16 protein-coding genes, 1 pseudogene and 1 other annotated feature are annotated in these 16752 nt (G+C 49.5%); of the genes and pseudogenes, 9 read left to right on the plus strand and 8 right to left on the minus strand.

Annotated elements, in window-relative coordinates:
• Nucleotides 1-4 precede the first annotated feature (4 nt).
• The 5 genes and pseudogenes from H0247_RS02620 to H0247_RS02640 all read left to right on the plus strand — a co-directional run bounded on the left by H0247_RS02620 (nt 5) and on the right by H0247_RS02640 (nt 6255).
• Nucleotides 5-1294, plus strand: coding sequence for an ABC transporter substrate-binding protein (locus H0247_RS02620; RefSeq protein WP_180741118.1), 1290 nt, complete (start codon nt 5-7; stop codon nt 1292-1294).
• Nucleotides 1295-1541: 247 nt separating this feature from the next.
• Complete coding sequence (locus H0247_RS02625; RefSeq protein ID WP_180741119.1) at nt 1542-2258, plus strand: oligogalacturonate-specific porin KdgM family protein; 717 nt, start codon at nt 1542-1544, stop codon at nt 2256-2258.
• 351 nt (nt 2259-2609) lie between these two features.
• Nucleotides 2610-3572, plus strand: a complete 963-nt coding sequence (gene paeX, locus H0247_RS02630; RefSeq protein WP_180741120.1) for a pectin acetylesterase PaeX — start codon at nt 2610-2612, stop codon at nt 3570-3572.
• Between the two features lie 108 nt (nt 3573-3680).
• Nucleotides 3681-4187, plus strand: a pseudogene (locus H0247_RS02635) (metal-dependent hydrolase); the annotation flags it as partial.
• A 673-nt stretch (nt 4188-4860) separates the two neighbouring features.
• Entirely contained in the window at nt 4861-6255 is a 1395-nt protein-coding gene (locus H0247_RS02640; protein WP_180741122.1) for an L-cystine transporter, read from the plus strand.
• Nucleotides 6256-6405: 150 nt separating this feature from the next.
• Here H0247_RS02640 and osmE read toward each other — a convergent pair whose 3' ends face one another.
• Entirely contained in the window at nt 6406-6735 is a 330-nt protein-coding gene (gene osmE / locus H0247_RS02645) for an osmotically-inducible lipoprotein OsmE (RefSeq protein WP_180741123.1), read from the minus strand.
• 225 nt (nt 6736-6960) lie between these two features.
• Between osmE and nadE the strand changes: the two genes are divergently transcribed.
• The 4 genes from nadE (at nt 6961) to H0247_RS02665 (ending at nt 11447) form a co-directional block, all read left to right on the plus strand.
• A complete protein-coding gene (nadE, locus tag H0247_RS02650; RefSeq protein ID WP_180741124.1) occupies nt 6961-7785 on the plus strand; it encodes an ammonia-dependent NAD(+) synthetase in 825 nt (274 codons plus the stop codon).
• A gap of 87 nt (nt 7786-7872) precedes the next feature.
• The gene (gene yddG, locus H0247_RS02655; protein ID WP_180741125.1) at nt 7873-8760 is read left to right on the plus strand and encodes an aromatic amino acid DMT transporter YddG; all 888 of its coding nucleotides are present in this window, start codon (nt 7873-7875) and stop codon (nt 8758-8760) included.
• A gap of 128 nt (nt 8761-8888) precedes the next feature.
• Nucleotides 8889-10607 (plus strand): ABC transporter ATP-binding protein, encoded by a 1719-nt coding sequence (locus H0247_RS02660; protein WP_180741126.1) that lies wholly within the window; start codon nt 8889-8891, stop codon nt 10605-10607.
• A 414-nt stretch (nt 10608-11021) separates the two neighbouring features.
• Nucleotides 11022-11447 carry a nitrous oxide-stimulated promoter family protein gene (locus H0247_RS02665; RefSeq protein WP_180741127.1) on the plus strand — a complete coding sequence of 142 codons (426 nt, stop codon included), beginning with the start codon at nt 11022-11024 and terminating at the stop codon, nt 11445-11447.
• A 67-nt stretch (nt 11448-11514) separates the two neighbouring features.
• On the opposite strand, the gene ihfA is transcribed toward H0247_RS02665, so the two are convergent.
• From ihfA to infC, 7 genes are all read right to left on the minus strand, one after another.
• A complete protein-coding gene (ihfA, locus tag H0247_RS02670) occupies nt 11515-11811 on the minus strand; it encodes an integration host factor subunit alpha (protein WP_009112984.1) in 297 nt (98 codons plus the stop codon).
• A 4-nt stretch (nt 11812-11815) separates the two neighbouring features.
• Entirely contained in the window at nt 11816-14203 is a 2388-nt protein-coding gene (pheT, locus tag H0247_RS02675; RefSeq protein WP_180741128.1) for a phenylalanine--tRNA ligase subunit beta, read from the minus strand.
• Nucleotides 14204-14217: 14 nt separating this feature from the next.
• A complete protein-coding gene (pheS, locus tag H0247_RS02680) occupies nt 14218-15201 on the minus strand; it encodes a phenylalanine--tRNA ligase subunit alpha (RefSeq protein WP_015840133.1) in 984 nt (327 codons plus the stop codon).
• A gap of 107 nt (nt 15202-15308) precedes the next feature.
• Nucleotides 15309-15432, minus strand: a sequence feature (Phe leader region).
• Nucleotides 15383-15427, minus strand: a complete 45-nt coding sequence (gene pheM, locus H0247_RS19675; RefSeq protein WP_106120997.1) for a pheST operon leader peptide PheM — start codon at nt 15425-15427, stop codon at nt 15383-15385. It overlaps the preceding feature by 45 nt.
• Before the next feature lie 84 nt (nt 15433-15516).
• A complete protein-coding gene (rplT, locus tag H0247_RS02690; RefSeq protein WP_005968887.1) occupies nt 15517-15873 on the minus strand; it encodes a 50S ribosomal protein L20 in 357 nt (118 codons plus the stop codon).
• A 43-nt stretch (nt 15874-15916) separates the two neighbouring features.
• Complete coding sequence (gene rpmI, locus H0247_RS02695) at nt 15917-16114, minus strand: 50S ribosomal protein L35 (RefSeq protein ID WP_006118955.1); 198 nt, start codon at nt 16112-16114, stop codon at nt 15917-15919.
• A 95-nt stretch (nt 16115-16209) separates the two neighbouring features.
• Nucleotides 16210-16752, minus strand: a complete 543-nt coding sequence (gene infC / locus H0247_RS02700) for a translation initiation factor IF-3 (protein ID WP_180741438.1) — start codon at nt 16750-16752, stop codon at nt 16210-16212.

Here is a 16752-nt window from a genome sequence, read left to right on the forward strand (position 1 = left end):
ACCGATGAAAAAAGCGATCCTACATACATTAATAGCGTCATCTCTGGCATTAGTGGCTGCACCGTCTTTTGCTGCCGATCAAGTTGAACTGAGAATGTCTTGGTGGGGCGGCAACAGCCGTCACCAACAAACACTCAAGGCCATTGAAGAGTTTCACAAGCAATATCCAAACATCAATGTCAAAGCGGAATACACCGGTTGGGATGGTCACCTGTCTCGTCTGACAACGCAGATCGCCGGTAATACCGAACCCGATGTGATGCAGACCAACTGGAACTGGCTGCCGATTTTTTCTAAAAATGGTGACGGTTTTTACGATCTGAACAAAGTGAAAGACGTATTAGACCTTACTCAGTTCGCAGATAAAGAACTGCAAAACACCACGGTCAACGGCAAACTGAACGGTATTCCAATTTCCGTTACGGCTCGTGTGTTCTATTTCAACACCGAAAGCTGGAAAAAAGCCGGTTTAGAATATCCGAAAACCTGGGACGAGTTGCTGAACGCCGGTAAAGTGTTCAAAGAAAAACTGGGTGACCAATACTACCCTGTTGTCTTGGAACATCAGGATTCTCTGGCGCTGTTGAATTCTTATATGGTTCAGAAATACAACATTCCAGCGATTGATGTAAAAAACCAGAAATTCTCCTATACCGATGCACAATGGGCTGAATTCTTTGGCATGTATAAGAAGTTGGTTGACAGCCATGTCATGCCTGATACGAAATACTATGCTTCTTTCGGTAAGAGCAATATGTATGAAATGAAGCCATGGATCAGTGGTGAGTGGTCTGGTACTTACATGTGGAACTCCACCATTACCAAGTACTCTGACAACCTGCAACCACCCGCAAAACTGGAATTGGGTAACTACCCAATGCTGCCAGGTGCGAAAGATGCTGGCTTGTTCTTCAAACCTGCACAGATGTTGTCTATTGGTAAATCAACGAAACATCCTAAAGAGTCTGCTCAGTTGATCAACTTCCTGCTGAACAGCAAAGAAGGTGCTCAGGCTCTGGGTCTGGAACGTGGTGTTCCGTTGAGTAAAGCGGCTGTTGCTCAGTTGACTGCTGATGGCGTGATCAAAGACGATGCACCAGCCGTTGCTGGGTTAAAACTGGCGCTGTCTCTGCCACATGACGTTGCCGTTTCTCCTTATTTCGATGACCCGCAAATCGTTTCTCTGTTTGGTGATACCATCCAGTCTATCGATTACGGCCAAAAATCTGTGGAAGACGCAGCGAAATACTTCCAGCGTCAATCTGAGCGTATTCTGAAACGCGCAATGAAGTAATGTAATACCCGATTTACTCGGTAATTTATCCCTGCCGCACTACCGGCAGGGATTTTTCATTTAAATTAAAACAATCGCTATATTCAATTCGATCTCCCTCACAATTTGAAACCCTATTTTACTTTTTGTTACTCAAGACGATCTCGATCACAGAACGTAGTTTAATAATAAATAAAATAGAACTTGTCCCAAAAAGCATAATGCGTGTTTTTTATTAGAGATATCCTAACCAATAGGGAATATAACAATGAAAGTTAAATTACTAGCTCTGGCAGTTACGTCATTAATTAGTGTGAATGCAATGGCGGTGACAATCGATTACCGTCATGAAATGAAAGATACGCCCAAAAATGATCACCGCGATCGTTTGTCCATGTCGCACCGCTTTGCCAATGGTTTCGGTTTATCTGTTGAAGCAAAATGGCGCCAATCTGATAAAGACAGCACACCAAATAAACCATTCAATGAAACCGTCAGCAATGGCACTGAAGTGGTTGCCAGCTATGTTTACAACTTCAATAAAACCTTCTCTCTGGAGCCTGGTTTCTCTTTGGATTCAACCTCTAGCTCTAACAACTACCGCCCATATCTACGCGGTAAAGTGAATATTACTGACGATCTGTCGACCTCCTTACGTTATCGCCCTTACTACAAGCGTAATAGCGGTAATCTTACAGATTCATCAAAAAACAACCAGGAAAACGGCTATAATTTAACCGCGGTTGTTAGCTATAAATTCCTGAAAGATTTCCAGGTTGATTATGAGCTGGATTACAAAAAAGCGAATAAAGCAGGTCAGTACCAGTACGACAATGAAACATATAATTTCGACCACGATGTAAAATTGTCCTACAAATTGGATAAAAACTGGAAGCCTTATATGGCTGTAGGTAACGTTGCTGATTCTGGTACCAACGATCATCGTCAAACGCGTTACCGTGTTGGTGTGCAATACAGCTTCTAATAACGGTCTTATTATTTAAATAAGCGTTATAAGATAGCAAAAGGGATGTTAGTGTTAATGGATTCACCTGTTTTATTTTTATCATTAACATCTCTTTATTATGTCAGTCGTAGGTTTAGCAAGTTAGTTACGTTTCGTTGTTATATGTAGTGTCGTTAACTGCGATTTAACTACATGTGTTTTAGCTGTTGTAATTGCTGTGTCTGATTTACCCTCTTCGTGTATGAATGTTATTTCTTTATTAAAATTTGCGGTTCAGGGTGGTCATTTTTTCTCCGATGTGATGGCTACCCTATTTTTTACCACTGCACAACGATTTCTCCCCTCCTTCCCTTTGCCAGGTGATCTATCATGATTGTTCGTTCTCTGCTTGTCGGGGCCATTATGATGTCTGTAAATGGATTTAGTTACGCCCAACCTGTTTTTCCTGTCTGGCCACACGGCGAAGCGCCTGGCGCCTCTTCGTCAACCGTACAACCACAAGTGGTCGAACGGAGTAAAGATCCCTCTCTTCCCGATCGGGCAGCAACCGGTATTCGCAGCCCCGAAATTACCGTTTATCCCGCAGAGAAGCCTAATGGTATGGCATTGCTCATTACGCCCGGCGGCTCTTACCAGCGCGTCGTGTTGGATAAGGAAGGCAGTGATCTGGCTCCATTCTTTAATCAGCAGGGATATACGCTTTTCGTGATGACCTACCGTATGCCCGGTGAAGGCCATAAAGAAGGTGCCGATGCTCCATTGGCCGATGCACAGCGAGCCATCAGAACCCTGAGAGCCAATGCTGAGAAATGGCACATTAATCCACAGCGCATCGGTATTATGGGATTCTCCGCCGGTGGTCATGTTGCTGCCAGCCTCGGAACCCGATTTGCCCAGTCCGTTTACCCTGCGACGGATGCCATTGACAGCGTAAGCGCACGCCCTGATTTCATGGTACTGATGTACCCCGTGATTTCGATGCAAACGGATATTGCGCATGCAGGCTCGCGCAAGCAATTAATCGGCGAGCAGCCGACGGAAGCGCAGATAGTACGTTACTCTCCAGAGAAACAGGTTACCGCGCAAACGCCACCCACGTTTCTGGTGCATGCCGTTGACGATCCGTCAGTGTCGGTTGATAACAGTCTGGTGATGTTCAGCGCGCTGCGGGCAAAACAGATTCCAGTTGAAATGCATCTCTTTGAGAAAGGTAAACACGGTTTCGGCTTGCGCGGTACCAAAGGACTGCCCGCTGCTGCCTGGCCTCAACTGCTGGACAACTGGCTACGTGTCTTACCGGCAAACAACGAACAGCCGAAAGCCGCGCCATAAAAGGCGGTACGCACCCTAGCCGACATAAATCGTTACGCCGTCACCGCTTCCGCAGGCAGGAATAATCTCTTATACTGTATAAAATAACAGTTTTATTTGAGACATTTCATGACTGCGGAAGGACACCTGCTATTTTCTGTTGCCTGCGCGATTCTGGCTAAAAAAGTTGAGCTGTCGCCAGCACTGGCTACCGGAGATTGGTGGCACATTATTCCCGGAGCACTCCTTACCGCGCTGCTGCCCGATATCGATCACCCAAAATCCGTCCTCGGGCAGCGCATGAAGTGGCTTTCTGCACCGATTGCCCGCCTCTTTGGTCATCGTGGATTTACCCATAGCCTCCTTGCCATCGCCGCCGGTATTTTCTTTATCCAGACGCGCCTCCCACCAGATTGGCCGATCCCGACGGATGCCTACCATGCCATGATCGTCGGTTATCTGAGCCACATTCTCGCGGATATGCTGACCCCCTCCGGCGTTCCCCTGCTCTGGCCCTGTCGCTGGCGCTTCCGTTTACCTCTCTTAAACAGCCAAAAAGGCAATCAGCTAGAGCGCGTCCTGTGTATTGCCTGTATCGGCTTTTCACTGTATCAGCCGCAGAAGAATTTGAATTGCTGCACTTACGAGCAATCATTTCGCTTTTTGCAATCCGCGCAAGCCTACCTCTTCCAATACGTGAAATAACCGCGTTACCTAGCGTAATACCCTTGTATCTTGAAGTTTAGATATTATTGACAATGTAAGTTTGGCACGGTTCATGTAGCCTGTTTTACTCTGGGGTTTCTAAGCCCGTTATTTAGCTAAATAATTCGAGTTTCAGGACAAAACGTATTCGTTTTGAATAACGCGAAGCGTTAGCCCTTTAGGGCGATGCTCATCAATGAGCATCGTAACGCGGCAAGAGAAGGACAAATTCGTCGGAAACGAATTTGACCAGCCATCGGCTGGCCTTCGGTGAGAGACAGGATGTCTCTCATTTCATCCCGATGAGCTTACTCAGGTAAGTGATTCGGGTGACAAATCTGCCAAGAGCAGATTTGAACGCTGCTTGCAGCGGCCCTTCAGGGCGAGGCCCACGACGGGCCGAGTATTTGAGCGTAGCCAACGCACATGCGGCTTGAAGTATGACGGGTATAGACATATCTCTGTAACATGATGGCAAAAGACCTGCTATCCTGTGCGCGTTTGTTATTTTTTATCGCAAAAGATCACACTGCCGCCACCGTTCTGCGTTGTGACGCAGGGTATGGCCAATGTGGTGCGATTCACTGATAGGGAGCAAAGCTGGATGAATTTTCCGCTACTCATAAATATTCTACTATTTATCATATTACTACTCGGGCTCGGTTACACCAGTCGTAATGCCTCCTGGAGTCTGGCAAAGAAAGTGTTGCTGGGATTAGTTGTTGGGGTGTTATTTGGCCTGACGCTGCATCTGATTTATGGCGGCGACAACCCAGTCATCAAGCAGTCCATCTCATGGTTTAATATCGTCGGTAATGGCTATGTGCAGCTGTTACAGATGATCGTCATGCCACTGGTTTTTATCTCCATTCTGAATTCCGTTGCCAAACTGCATAATGCGTCGTCATTAGGGAAAATCAGCCTATTGACCCTTTCCACCCTGTTGATCACCACGTTGATTTCTGCGCTGGTCGGCGTCTTTGTGACTAACCTGTTTGGCCTAACGGCGACCGGACTGGTACAAGGCGCGCAGGAAACCGCGCGATTAACGGCGATTGAAAACAACTATGCGGGCAAAGTTGCTGACCTTAACGTTCCTCAGCTTATCCTGTCATTCATTCCCAAAAACCCGTTTGCTGAGCTGACTGGTGCTAACCCGACATCCATCATCAGCATCGTCGTCTTCGCGGCTTTCCTTGGCGTTGCCGCTCTGCAACTGCTGAAAGATGACGCAGTGAAAGGCGAACGAGTGTTAACCGCCATTGACACGCTGCAATCCTGGGTGATGAAACTCGTTCGTCTGGTGATGAAATTGACTCCTTACGGCGTCATGGCGTTAATGACAAAAATGGTCGCCAGTTCTAACCTGCAAGACATCCTCAAGCTGGGCAGTTTCGTTGTCGCGTCCTATCTGGGACTAGCAATTATGTTCGGTGTCCATGCATTGATCCTGTCTTTTACGGGTATCAATCCGGCACGTTTTTACCGTAAAGTCTGGCCGGTACTGACGTTCGCATTTACCAGCCGCTCCAGTGCGGCGACGATCCCACTTAGCATTGAGGCACAAACGCGTCGTATTGGCGTGCCGCAATCTATCGCCAGCTTTGCCGCGTCTTTCGGTACAACCATCGGTCAGAACGGCTGTGCGGGCCTTTACCCAGCCATGTTGGCCGTCATGGTCGCCCCAACGGTTGGCATTAACCCGTTGGATCCGGTCTGGATCGCAACGCTGGTCGGTATCGTCACCATCAGTTCTGCCGGCGTAGCCGGTGTGGGCGGTGGAGCCACCTTTGCTGCGTTAATTGTTCTGCCTGCGATGGGGCTGCCGGTAACGCTTGTCGCGTTGCTGATTTCCATTGAGCCGCTTATCGATATGGGCCGTACGGCGCTTAACGTCAGCGGATCTATGACGGCCGGTACGGTCACCAGCCAGTTGATGAAGCAAACGGACAAAACGGTTTTCAACGCACAGGATGATGCTGAGTTGACGCACCGCTAAGCCACCTCTGCTGCACAAAAGAAAACGCCGATGGCTGATGCTGTCGGCGTTTTTTTATGATGGGCCGTTGCTACACAACGTTGAAAAACGTTCCTTACGTTTTTTATGACACTTTTCTAATAACGATCTCGTGCCATCAGGCTAATAAGGTTAGCGCTGTGGGTTAGTGTCGTAAGCCTGGCAGCTCTGGAAGCCTTTATTGAGAACATGGCCAGTGTCGTTGTAGCTCACGAAATAGTTCTGTGCAGTGCCATCACGGTTTTTCAGCAGATAATCGCTACAGGTACCCTTGGCATTCACCAGACGCCTTTCCATTCCGCTGCCTGCGAGTTGATGGACCTGCTGCTTTGTCATTCCCACCTTCACATCTTTCACCACTGGCTCATTAACATAGCTTTCTGCCTTGTTATACGCCGAACATCCCGCCAGCATGACAGCACCTGCCGCCGCAATACATACCAATAATCTGTTATTCTTCATTTCATCACCTCATTATTAATGGGTCAGCCTAAGGCTAGTCGGCGGCGACCACTTTTTCAAATCATAACGTAGGGATGTAACATCTTGGTCGATAGTCAAAACGGGTTATCTATAGGGAAAATGACTACCTGATAGCTTGTTCTTTTTCTTCACGCTAATTCGTTTTACACTCAGGCAATCGTAATAATTCTTTTGCAGTATCAATAAGTTCAGGAGGGAGATGGCATGTCATTACAAAGCGACATTATCACTGCGTTGAGAGTGAAAAGCAGTATCGATCCAGCACAGGAAATCCGTGTTAGCGTTGATTTTTTAAAGAATTATCTGAATGCGCACCCGTTCGTTACGTCGCTAGTTTTGGGCATCAGCGGTGGTCAGGATTCTACGCTGACCGGCAAACTGTGTCAGACGGCTATCACGGAATTACGCAATGAGACGGGAAACGCACGCTACCAGTTCATCGCCGTTCGATTGCCTTACGGCGTACAGGCTGACGAAGCCGACTGTCAGGACGCCATCGCCTTTATCCAACCGGACCGCGTATTAACCGTCAACATCAAGCCCGCCATTGAGGCCAGTGAAGCCACCTTGCGCGCCATTGGCGTAGAGCTTTCCGATTTTGTCAAAGGCAACGAAAAAGCCAGAGAGCGTATGAAGGCGCAGTACAGTATCGCGGGGATGAACGCCGGATTGGTCGTCGGTACCGATCATGCAGCAGAGGCGGTAACGGGCTTCTTCACCAAATACGGTGATGGCGGCACTGATATCAACCCCATTTTCAGACTGAACAAGCGTCAGGGCAAAGCGCTGCTGCGTGAACTGGGCTGTCCTTCTCATCTTTATACCAAAGCCCCTACCGCCGATCTGGAAGAAGACCGGCCGTCTCTCCCCGACGAAGTTGCGCTAGGCGTCACCTATGAAAAGATCGATGACTATCTGGAAGGCAAACAGGTCGATGCGAAGGATGCAGCCATTATCGAAAACTGGTATCGCAAGACCGAACACAAACGCCGTCCACCGATTACCGTTTTTGATGATTTCTGGCGATAAATCATTGTGATAAGAACACCGAGCGCAGATAACGGCGTCCGGTGTGCTCTTGATTTTTCTGCACAGACTTCATAGCTAGGAATAAATATGACGCCACAACGCGCCACACTAACAGGCTTGCTGGCCATCATGCTATGGAGCACCTCCGTCGGGCTGATCCGCAGCTTGACAGAAGCGCTTGGCCCCATCGGCGGCGCGGCGATGATTTACTCCACCAGCACACTCTGTCTACTGGCTTTTTATGGTCTTCCCCGCATTACAACGCTGCCCCGCATTTATTTGTTCACGGGCGGTGCGATGTTTGTCTGCTACGAGATCTTTCTATCGCTCTCCATCGGGTTAGCGGATAGCCGTATGCAGGCGATAGAAATAGGGATGATTAACTATTTGTGGCCCAGCTTAACCATCTTCTTCTCACTTTTTATCAATCAGCAGAAAAGCCGTTTCCTGCTCTGGCCGGGTCTCGCTCTCTCGCTAGGCGGCATTGTGTGGATTATGAAAGGCGACAACAACTGGACGCCAGCACTCTTATGGAACAATATTCTTGCCAACCCGTTCGCCTACACTCTGGCGTTTTCTGCGGCCTTGACCTGGGCGCTCTATTGCAATATCACCAAGCGTTATGGACAGGGAAAAAGTGGCGTATCGTTGTTCTTTTTCATCACGTCCCTCGTGCTATGGATACAGTATGCCTTGAGCACTGAAAGCGCCATTTCATTCACATTACCCAGTTCACTGCAACTGCTCTTTATGGGTGCCTCAACAGCCCTGGCCTATTCTGCTTGGAATGCTGGCATTCAGCATGGCAACCTGACACTGCTGGCAACCGCCTCTTATTTCACGCCCGTGCTTTCCACACTATTGGCTGCGCTCTGGCTCAATATCACGCCCGCCATTTCATTCTGGCAAGGCGTCGCAATGGTTACGGCAGGTTCACTGCTCTGCTGGTATGCGACGCGGTCTTCTACTGACTGAAGCGCGGCATCACCCTGATGTGCGATCGCGCTTCCAGGTCAATAAAACCCTAATCTGCGCGCGGTCACATTCTTCGCGCTAACCTGTTATAGTCATCTTCACATTTCGTTACCTAAAAAAAGTCACACATGTTAAGGCGTTTCTTCTCGTACTATTCCCCATACAAAGGGTTATTCGTCCTCGATTTCGGCTGTGCCATTATCGCTGGGCTGCTTGAATTAGGGTTCCCGATGGCGATTAAAGCGTTCATCGACAAGCTGCTACCGGCTCAGGACTGGTCACTGATCTTGTTAGCGTCGGTGGCGCTATTGGCGGTCTATCTGCTGAATACTGCGCTGATGGCCATCGTCAACTATTGGGGACATGCGCTGGGCGTCGGTATTGAAACCGATATGCGGCGGCAGGCCTTTGAGCACCTGCAAAATTTGCCGTTCCGTTACTACGACAATATGAAGACCGGGCATATCATCACCCACGTCACCAAAGATCTGGAGGAAGTCGGGGAAATCGCCCACCATGGTCCGGAAGATCTTTTCCTCGCGATCATGACGTTTATCGGTGCTTTCATCCTGATGGCAACCGTTCATCTGAATCTGGCGTTGTTGACGATCATTATCGTGCCTTTTATGACGTATCTTGTCAGCCGTTATGGCGCCCGCATGACGGAGACCTGGCGTCAGCTCTTCGGTCAGGTTGGTAACTTCAACGCCCGCATTGAAGAAAGTGTTGGGGGGATCCGTGTCGTTAAAGCGTTTGCTAATGAAGCGCATGAGAAGAAACTATTCTCCAACGATAACGAAAACTACCGTCGGACTAAATTGCAGGCCTATCGCATCATGACCGCCAGCATAACCCTCAGCTACCTCAGCACGCGCCTGATACAGCTTATCGTTATGCTGGCAGGCATTTGGTATGTCATTCAGGGAGAACTCAGCTACGGCGGTTTTATCGGCTTCTTGTTGCTGATTGAAGTGTTCTTCCGCCCAGTAGCCAAGATTACCTCGGTGCTGGAGAGCTATCCCAAAGGTATTGCGGGTTTCAAGCGCTTTACTCAACTGATAGACACCGTTCCCGAGATTGCCGACGCCCCCGATGCCCATGATGCCGGATCACTGAGAGGCGATATCCGCTTTAATCAGGTGGGCTTTGGCTATTCCGCCGGTCGTCCGATTCTGCGCAATATTGACCTGTCGATTCGCGCAGGGGAAACCGTAGCCTTTGTCGGTCCGTCAGGCGCAGGCAAAACCACGCTTTGCTCTCTACTTCCCCGCTTCTACGATTTAACCTGCGGAGCCATCACCATTGATGGCACGGATATCCGCCAGATGACACAGGCGTCTCTACGCAGCCAAATTGGTATCGTACAGCAGGATGTATTCCTGTTCGGCGGCACCATCCGGGAAAATATCGCCTATGGTAAACTTGATGCCAGCGATGATGAAATTATGGAAGCCGCACGGCGTGCACGGTTAGATGAACTGATCGAGAATCTGCCCGATGGGCTGGATACCGTGGTGGGTGAGCGCGGCGTTAAGTTGTCGGGCGGGCAGAAACAACGTCTATCGATCGCACGCATCTTCCTGAAAAACCCACCGATTCTGATTCTTGACGAAGCCACATCCGCACTGGATACGGCAACGGAGCAGGCAATACAACAGTCGCTCAGCGAGCTTTCCGCAGGGCGTACCACGTTGGTCATCGCCCACAGACTAGCCACCATACAGAATGCCGGACGCATTGTGGTGGTGGATAACGGCTGCATCATTGAGCAAGGCAGCCATCAGGTACTGCTGGAGCAAAGTGGCATCTATGCCCAATTACATCAGGCACAGTTCGGTCAGGCCTGATTTTTCTCTTCCTTCGGCGAGGTTTATCCTCACCTGAGGTTGCTGACAGAGTCCGTAGAGCGGGAATAACGGATAGATCGTAAAGACGCTGTGAATACGTCCATGTACGCTCGGATTGCGCAGATATGAATCTCATCCCTGAGATTCACCCTTTACAGGGTCGTCGCAAGCGACGTTCAAAGGCGTTCCTGACGCCTTTGTCCATAGCGCAAACGCTTTACTCTTCTATCCCGTTACTCCCGTTTTCATTCGGCAAATAGGTTTATGAACGGTCTGCGGCGAGGTTTACCCTCGCCTTTTTCTTTCCGTTTTTCTCTCTCTGCCTTTTGCGCATAGATGTGACTTCAGTCGTTCCCCTTGCAATAAATTGCATTTAAAATGCATCTATTATAGTTTCATCAGGACATGACGCACATGGCGAGAAAACCCTTGGGAAAGTACCGACAGCGGGAGATCCGTACCGTCGGATTGATGATTGAATTGTATGAAAAGCACCACCCTGAAACCGACGATAACGTGCAGTATAAAGATTTATTCAACTATGCCATCAAGCGTCTGGAACGCTGTCAATTCGGTGAAGATAAACCCGCGTGTAAGCATTGCCCTATCCACTGCTATCAACCCGCCAGACGCGAAGCGATAAAAGCAATTATGCGCTGGTCAGGACCGCGGATGCTGTTACGTCACCCCATTCTGGCAATACGCCACTTGATCGACGATCATAGGCCGGTGCCGGATTATCCGAAGCCGAAGAAAGAGACAGTGCCAAAAGCGTCAAACGAGCGGGCAACCCGTCTAGCCGCGCAGCAAGCTGCCCCAGCGGATACCGATCCAGTGTAGAAATAGACAAGGTGAAGACGAATCAAATAGGAAAAGGCCGCTTGCGCGGCCTTTTTGGGTGACACTGTTACTCTTTGGGAGAGGCGTTCTCTACCCTGCTTTTTAGCTTTTGCCCCGGACGGAACGTGACCACACGGCGCGCCGTAATCGGAATATCTTCGCCAGTTTTTGGGTTACGTCCCGGACGTTGGTTCTTGTCTCGCAAATCAAAATTGCCAAAACCTGACAACTTGACCTGCTCGCCATTTTCCAAAGCGCGACGAACTTCTTCAAAAAACAGCTCGACTAGCTCTTTGGCATCCCGTTTGCTCAGCCCGAGCTTCTCAAACAGGTATTCTGACATTTCAGCTTTAGTAAGCGCCATAGGTTCAATCCCTCAAGGATGCTTGGAATCGCTGTTTTAATGCTGCTACGCATTCAGCAACGGTAGCGGCAATTTCCTCTTCTGCCAGTGTACGCGTGGTATCTTGCAGGGTCAGACTGATAGCCAGACTCTTATAACCTTCCGCTACGCCCTTCCCTCGGTACACGTCGAATAAGTTTACGCCAACTAACTGATTTGCGCCAACTTTCTTACACTCGGCCAAAATATCTCCTGCGGGGACATTTTCAGCGACCACAACGGCAATATCACGACGGTTCGCTGGGAAGCGGGAAACCTCGCTCGCTTCAGGCAATATGCGGTCTGCAACCTTGTCCCACAACAGTTCGAACACCACGGTGCGCCCGTTGAGATCCAACTTGCGCTCCAGTTCTGGATGAATAACGCCAATAAATCCAATACGTTTGTCGCCCAGATAAATAGCAGCACTTTGTCCCGGATGCAATGCCGGATTGTTTTCGGCCTTGAATTCGATTTCAGACAGTTTTCCCGTCAATGCCAGTACCGCTTCCAAATCGCCTTTTAAATCATAGAAGTCAACAGCCTGACGCGCCAGATCCCAATGCTCTTCATAACGCGTGCCAGTAATCACACCCGCCAGCATCAGATCCTGACGAATTCCTAGGTCAGCACTGCTGTCAGGAACAAAACGGAGACCACTTTCAAACAGGCGCAGGCGGCTTTGTTGGCGGTTTTGGTTATATACCGCCGCGCTCAGCAAGCCGCTCCACAGCGATAAACGCATCACAGACATCTCTGCGGAAATCGGGCTCGGCAAACTCAACGACGCTTCATCAGGGTGGATTAATCCCTGAATTTTCGGGTCAACAAAACTGTAAGTAATTGCTTCTTGATAACCGTGATCGACTAATAAGGTCTTCACTCGCTTCAATGACAATGACGCTTCGCGATGCGCAGTCATGACCAACGGAGCCTGAGTCGGAATATTCGGAATGTTGTTATAGCCGTAAATACGCGCGACTTCTTCAACCAAATCCTCTTCAATCTCCATGTCGAAACGCCAGCTTGGTGCCGTCGCCTGCCAACCTGAATCGGTTTTCGCAACGTTACAACCCAGACGTTGCAGAATATCGCTTACCTGCTCATCGGCAATCACATGGCCAATCAGACGATCCAGCTTCTCACGACGCAGCGTAATCGTTGCACGCGTCGGCAGGTCTGTCTCGCTAGTCACATCAACTACTGGGCCCGCTTCACCACCGCAAATATCGATCAGCAGACGAGTCGCGCGCTCAATGGCTTTGTGCTGTAACGCCGGATCGACGCCACGCTCGTAGCGGTGAGACGCATCGGTGTGCAAACCGTGACGACGTGCGCGTCCAGTAATTGACAGTGGGTTGAAGTAAGCGCATTCAAGCAGAACATTTTGCGTTTCTTCATTGACGCCAGAATGCTCGCCGCCAAAGATACCGCCCATCGCCAGCGCACTCTGCTGGTCAGCGATAACCAGCGTATCCGCGTTCAGCTTCGCTTCGTTGCCATCCAGCAGCGTTAACGTTTCACCTTCTGTCGCCATCCGCACGATAATGCCGCCGTTGAGGCGATCAAGATCGAACGCATGCATTGGTTGGCCGAGCTCCAGCAAAACGTAGTTCGTCACATCAACAACCGGATCGATAGAACGAATACCGCAACGGCGCAGCTTTTCACGCATCCACAGTGGCGTTGCCGCCTTAACATTGATGCCTTTCACCACACGGCCTAAGTAACGCGGGCATGCCTGTGGCGCATCGACCTTAATCGGGAAGGTATCCTGAATCGTCGCATCAACGGGTTCAATAGTCGGTTCATTCAACGTCAACTGATTCAACACGGCCACATCACGCGCCACACCGATAATGCCGAGGCAATCCGCACGGTTTGGCGTCACGCTGATTTCAATCGCGTTATCATCCAGCTTCAGATACTCACGAATATCCGTACCAATCGGCGCATCTGCTGGCAGCTCGATGATACCGTCGTGATCGTCGGAAATACCTAATTCGGAAAAGGAACACAGCATGCCTTCGGACGGCTCGCCACGCAGCTTGGCGGCTTTGATTTTAAAATCGCCTGGCAACACAGCGCCCACCGTTGCTACCGCCACTTTCAATCCCTGACGGCAGTTCGGCGCACCACAGACGATGTCCAGTAGGCGATCGCCGCCTACATTCACTTTCGTCACACGCAGTTTGTCCGCATTCGGGTGTTGGCCACATTCAACCACTTCACCGACAACCACACCGTGGAATGCGCCAGCAACCGGCTCAACGCCATCCACTTCTAGCCCTGCCATCGTGATTTGTTCGGATAGCGTTTCACTGTCAACCGCTGGGTTTACCCACTCGCGTAACCAGAGTTCACTGAATTTCATGATGTATACCCGCCTTACTTAAACTGTTTGAGGAAACGCAGATCGTTTTCGAAGAATGCACGCAGATCGGTCACGCCATAGCGCAGCATCGTCAAGCGCTCCATACCCATACCGAACGCGAAACCGGAATACACTTCCGGATCGATACCGACATTACGCAGGACGTTCGGGTGCACCATTCCGCAGCCCAGGACTTCCAGCCATTTGCCGTTTTTGCCCATCACATCCACTTCAGCAGACGGTTCAGTAAACGGGAAATAAGACGGACGGAAGCGAACCTGCAAGTCTTCCTCAAAGAAATTACGCAGGAAATCATGCAACGTGCCTTTCAGGTTGGTGAAGCTGATGTCTTTATCGACGATCAACCCTTCCATCTGATGGAACATCGGCGTGTGAGTCTGATCGTAATCGTTACGATAAACGCGACCCGGCGCGATGATACGGATAGGCGGTTGCTGCTTTTCCATGGTACGAATCTGAACACCAGATGTCTGCGTACGCAGCAGGCGTGTCGCATCAAACCAGAACGTGTCATGGTCCGCACGCGCAGGGTGATGTCCTGGAATATTCAGCGCATCAAAATTGTGATAGTCGTCTTCGATTTCTGGTCCGGTTACCACGGAGAAACCCAGCTCGCCGAAAAAGGTTTCGATGCGATCGATAGTGCGCGTCACTGGATGCAAGCCACCATTCTCAATCGTGCGACCCGGCAGCGAGACATCGATGGTTTCTTGCGCCAGACGCGCATTCAACTCCGCGGATTCCAGCGTGTGCTTACGGGCATTCAGCGCGTCCTGAACGTCTTGCTTAGCCTGGTTAATAACGGCACCCGCAGCAGGGCGTTCTTCAGCCGGCAACTCGCGCAGCGAGGTCATCTGAAGGGTTAAGTGACCTTTTTTACCCAGATATTCGACACGCACATTTTCCAGTGCGGCAACATCCTGGGCCTCTTCTATAGCTGTTCTGGCTTTAGCTACCAGCTCTGCGAGATGTGGCATTGTGTTCCTCTTTTTCTGCCTATGTGGCCAACGGTCATGATTGAAGAATGTCGTTTTACTAAAGCGATAAATATTACTAAAAACAATAGCAAAAACCGATTATCGTAAACAAAAAAGCCTCCCGAAGGGAGGCTTAAGCGCTACTTTTCGTTTCTTTTCTTACGCGCAAAGCCCCCTGAGTTCAGGCGCTAAAGTAAAAAAAGAAACGGAAAATAGCAGCATTCATACTTGCGTTACCTTGTCTTATAAATAATAAAAACGAAAAGTGTAGTGCTCGACGAAAAAAGGGAGCCAAAGCTCCCTCTTTCAACTGACTTACGCCAGTGCTGCTTTCGCTTTTTCGACCAGCGCGCTGAACGCTAATTTGTCGAATACTGCGATATCAGCCAGAATCTTACGGTCAATTTCAACAGAGGCTTTTTTCAGGCCGTTGATGAATTTGCTGTAAGACAAACCGTTTTGACGAGCTGCCGCATTGATACGTGCAATCCACAGCTGACGGAATTGACGTTTACGTTGACGACGGTCGCGGTAAGCGTATTGGCCAGCTTTGATTACTGCCTGGAAGGCAACACGATAAACACGCGAACGGGCACCGTAGTAACCTTTCGCTTGTTTCAATATTTTCTTGTGACGTGCACGGGCAACTACACCACGTTTTACGCGAGCCATATGCTCTCTCCTAAAGTCTTATTCTGAATTAAAAAAAGGTTACTTATGCGTACGGCAGACATGCGACAACCAGGCCCAGATCTCCTTTGGAGACCATGCCTTTCGGACGCAGGTGACGTTTACGCTTAGTAGACTTTTTGGTCAGAATATGACGCAGGTTAGCATGCTTACGCTTAAAACCACCGCTTGCGGTTTTTTTAAAGCGTTTAGCGGCGCCACGTACTGTTTTAATCTTTGGCATTGTTATTTCCACTTCGCATTGTTAATAAAACGAATCAGATAAGGCGAACAAAGCCGTACAACACAGAGGTTGTACGGTCTTGCTACTTGAATGCCTTACTGTTTCTTCTTCGGTGCTAGCACCATGATCATCTGGCGGCCTTCGATCTTCGTTGGGAAGGATTCGACCACTGCCAGTTCACTCAGATCGTCACGAACGCGGTTAAGCACTTCGATACCAATCTGTTGGTGCGCCATTTCACGACCGCGGAAACGCAGTGTAATTTTGGCTTTGTCACCATCTTCCAGAAAGCGAACCAGGTTGCGTAGTTTGACCTGATAGTCGCCATCATCGGTACCAGGTCGGAATTTAATTTCCTTAACCTGAATAACTTTTTGTTTTTTCTTCTGTTCCTTTGTAGCCTTACTCTTCTCATAAAGGAACTTGCCGTAATCCATAATTCGGCAAACCGGCGGCTCGGCGTTCGGACTGATTTCAACTAAATCAACACCTGCTTCTTCGGCTTTTTCTAATGCTTCATTTAGACTTACGATGCCCAGCTGTTCGCCTTCGACGCCTGATAGGCGTACCTCATGTGCGCGAATCTCTCTGTTGATGCGATTAGGACGCGCCGGTTGAACTCGTTTTCCGCCTTTAAT

The organism is Pectobacterium sp. CFBP8739 (genome assembly GCF_013449375.1).
Classification (GTDB): domain Bacteria; phylum Pseudomonadota; class Gammaproteobacteria; order Enterobacterales; family Enterobacteriaceae; genus Pectobacterium.

Coding starts and splice junctions, on each gene's coding strand:
- H0247_RS02620 (WP_180741118.1), top strand. CDS start 5: ATGAAAAAAGCGATCCTACATACATTAATAGCGTCATCTCTGGCATTA.
- H0247_RS02625 (WP_180741119.1), top strand. CDS start 1,542: ATGAAAGTTAAATTACTAGCTCTGGCAGTTACGTCATTAATTAGTGTG.
- paeX (WP_180741120.1), top strand. CDS start 2,610: ATGATTGTTCGTTCTCTGCTTGTCGGGGCCATTATGATGTCTGTAAAT.
- H0247_RS02640 (WP_180741122.1), top strand. CDS start 4,861: ATGAATTTTCCGCTACTCATAAATATTCTACTATTTATCATATTACTA.
- osmE (WP_180741123.1), bottom strand. CDS start 6,735: ATGAAGAATAACAGATTATTGGTATGTATTGCGGCGGCAGGTGCTGTC.
- nadE (WP_180741124.1), top strand. CDS start 6,961: ATGTCATTACAAAGCGACATTATCACTGCGTTGAGAGTGAAAAGCAGT.
- yddG (WP_180741125.1), top strand. CDS start 7,873: ATGACGCCACAACGCGCCACACTAACAGGCTTGCTGGCCATCATGCTA.
- H0247_RS02660 (WP_180741126.1), top strand. CDS start 8,889: ATGTTAAGGCGTTTCTTCTCGTACTATTCCCCATACAAAGGGTTATTC.
- H0247_RS02665 (WP_180741127.1), top strand. CDS start 11,022: ATGGCGAGAAAACCCTTGGGAAAGTACCGACAGCGGGAGATCCGTACC.
- ihfA (WP_009112984.1), bottom strand. CDS start 11,811: ATGGCGCTTACTAAAGCTGAAATGTCAGAATACCTGTTTGAGAAGCTC.
- pheT (WP_180741128.1), bottom strand. CDS start 14,203: ATGAAATTCAGTGAACTCTGGTTACGCGAGTGGGTAAACCCAGCGGTT.
- pheS (WP_015840133.1), bottom strand. CDS start 15,201: ATGCCACATCTCGCAGAGCTGGTAGCTAAAGCCAGAACAGCTATAGAA.
- rplT (WP_005968887.1), bottom strand. CDS start 15,873: ATGGCTCGCGTAAAACGTGGTGTAGTTGCCCGTGCACGTCACAAGAAA.
- rpmI (WP_006118955.1), bottom strand. CDS start 16,114: ATGCCAAAGATTAAAACAGTACGTGGCGCCGCTAAACGCTTTAAAAAA.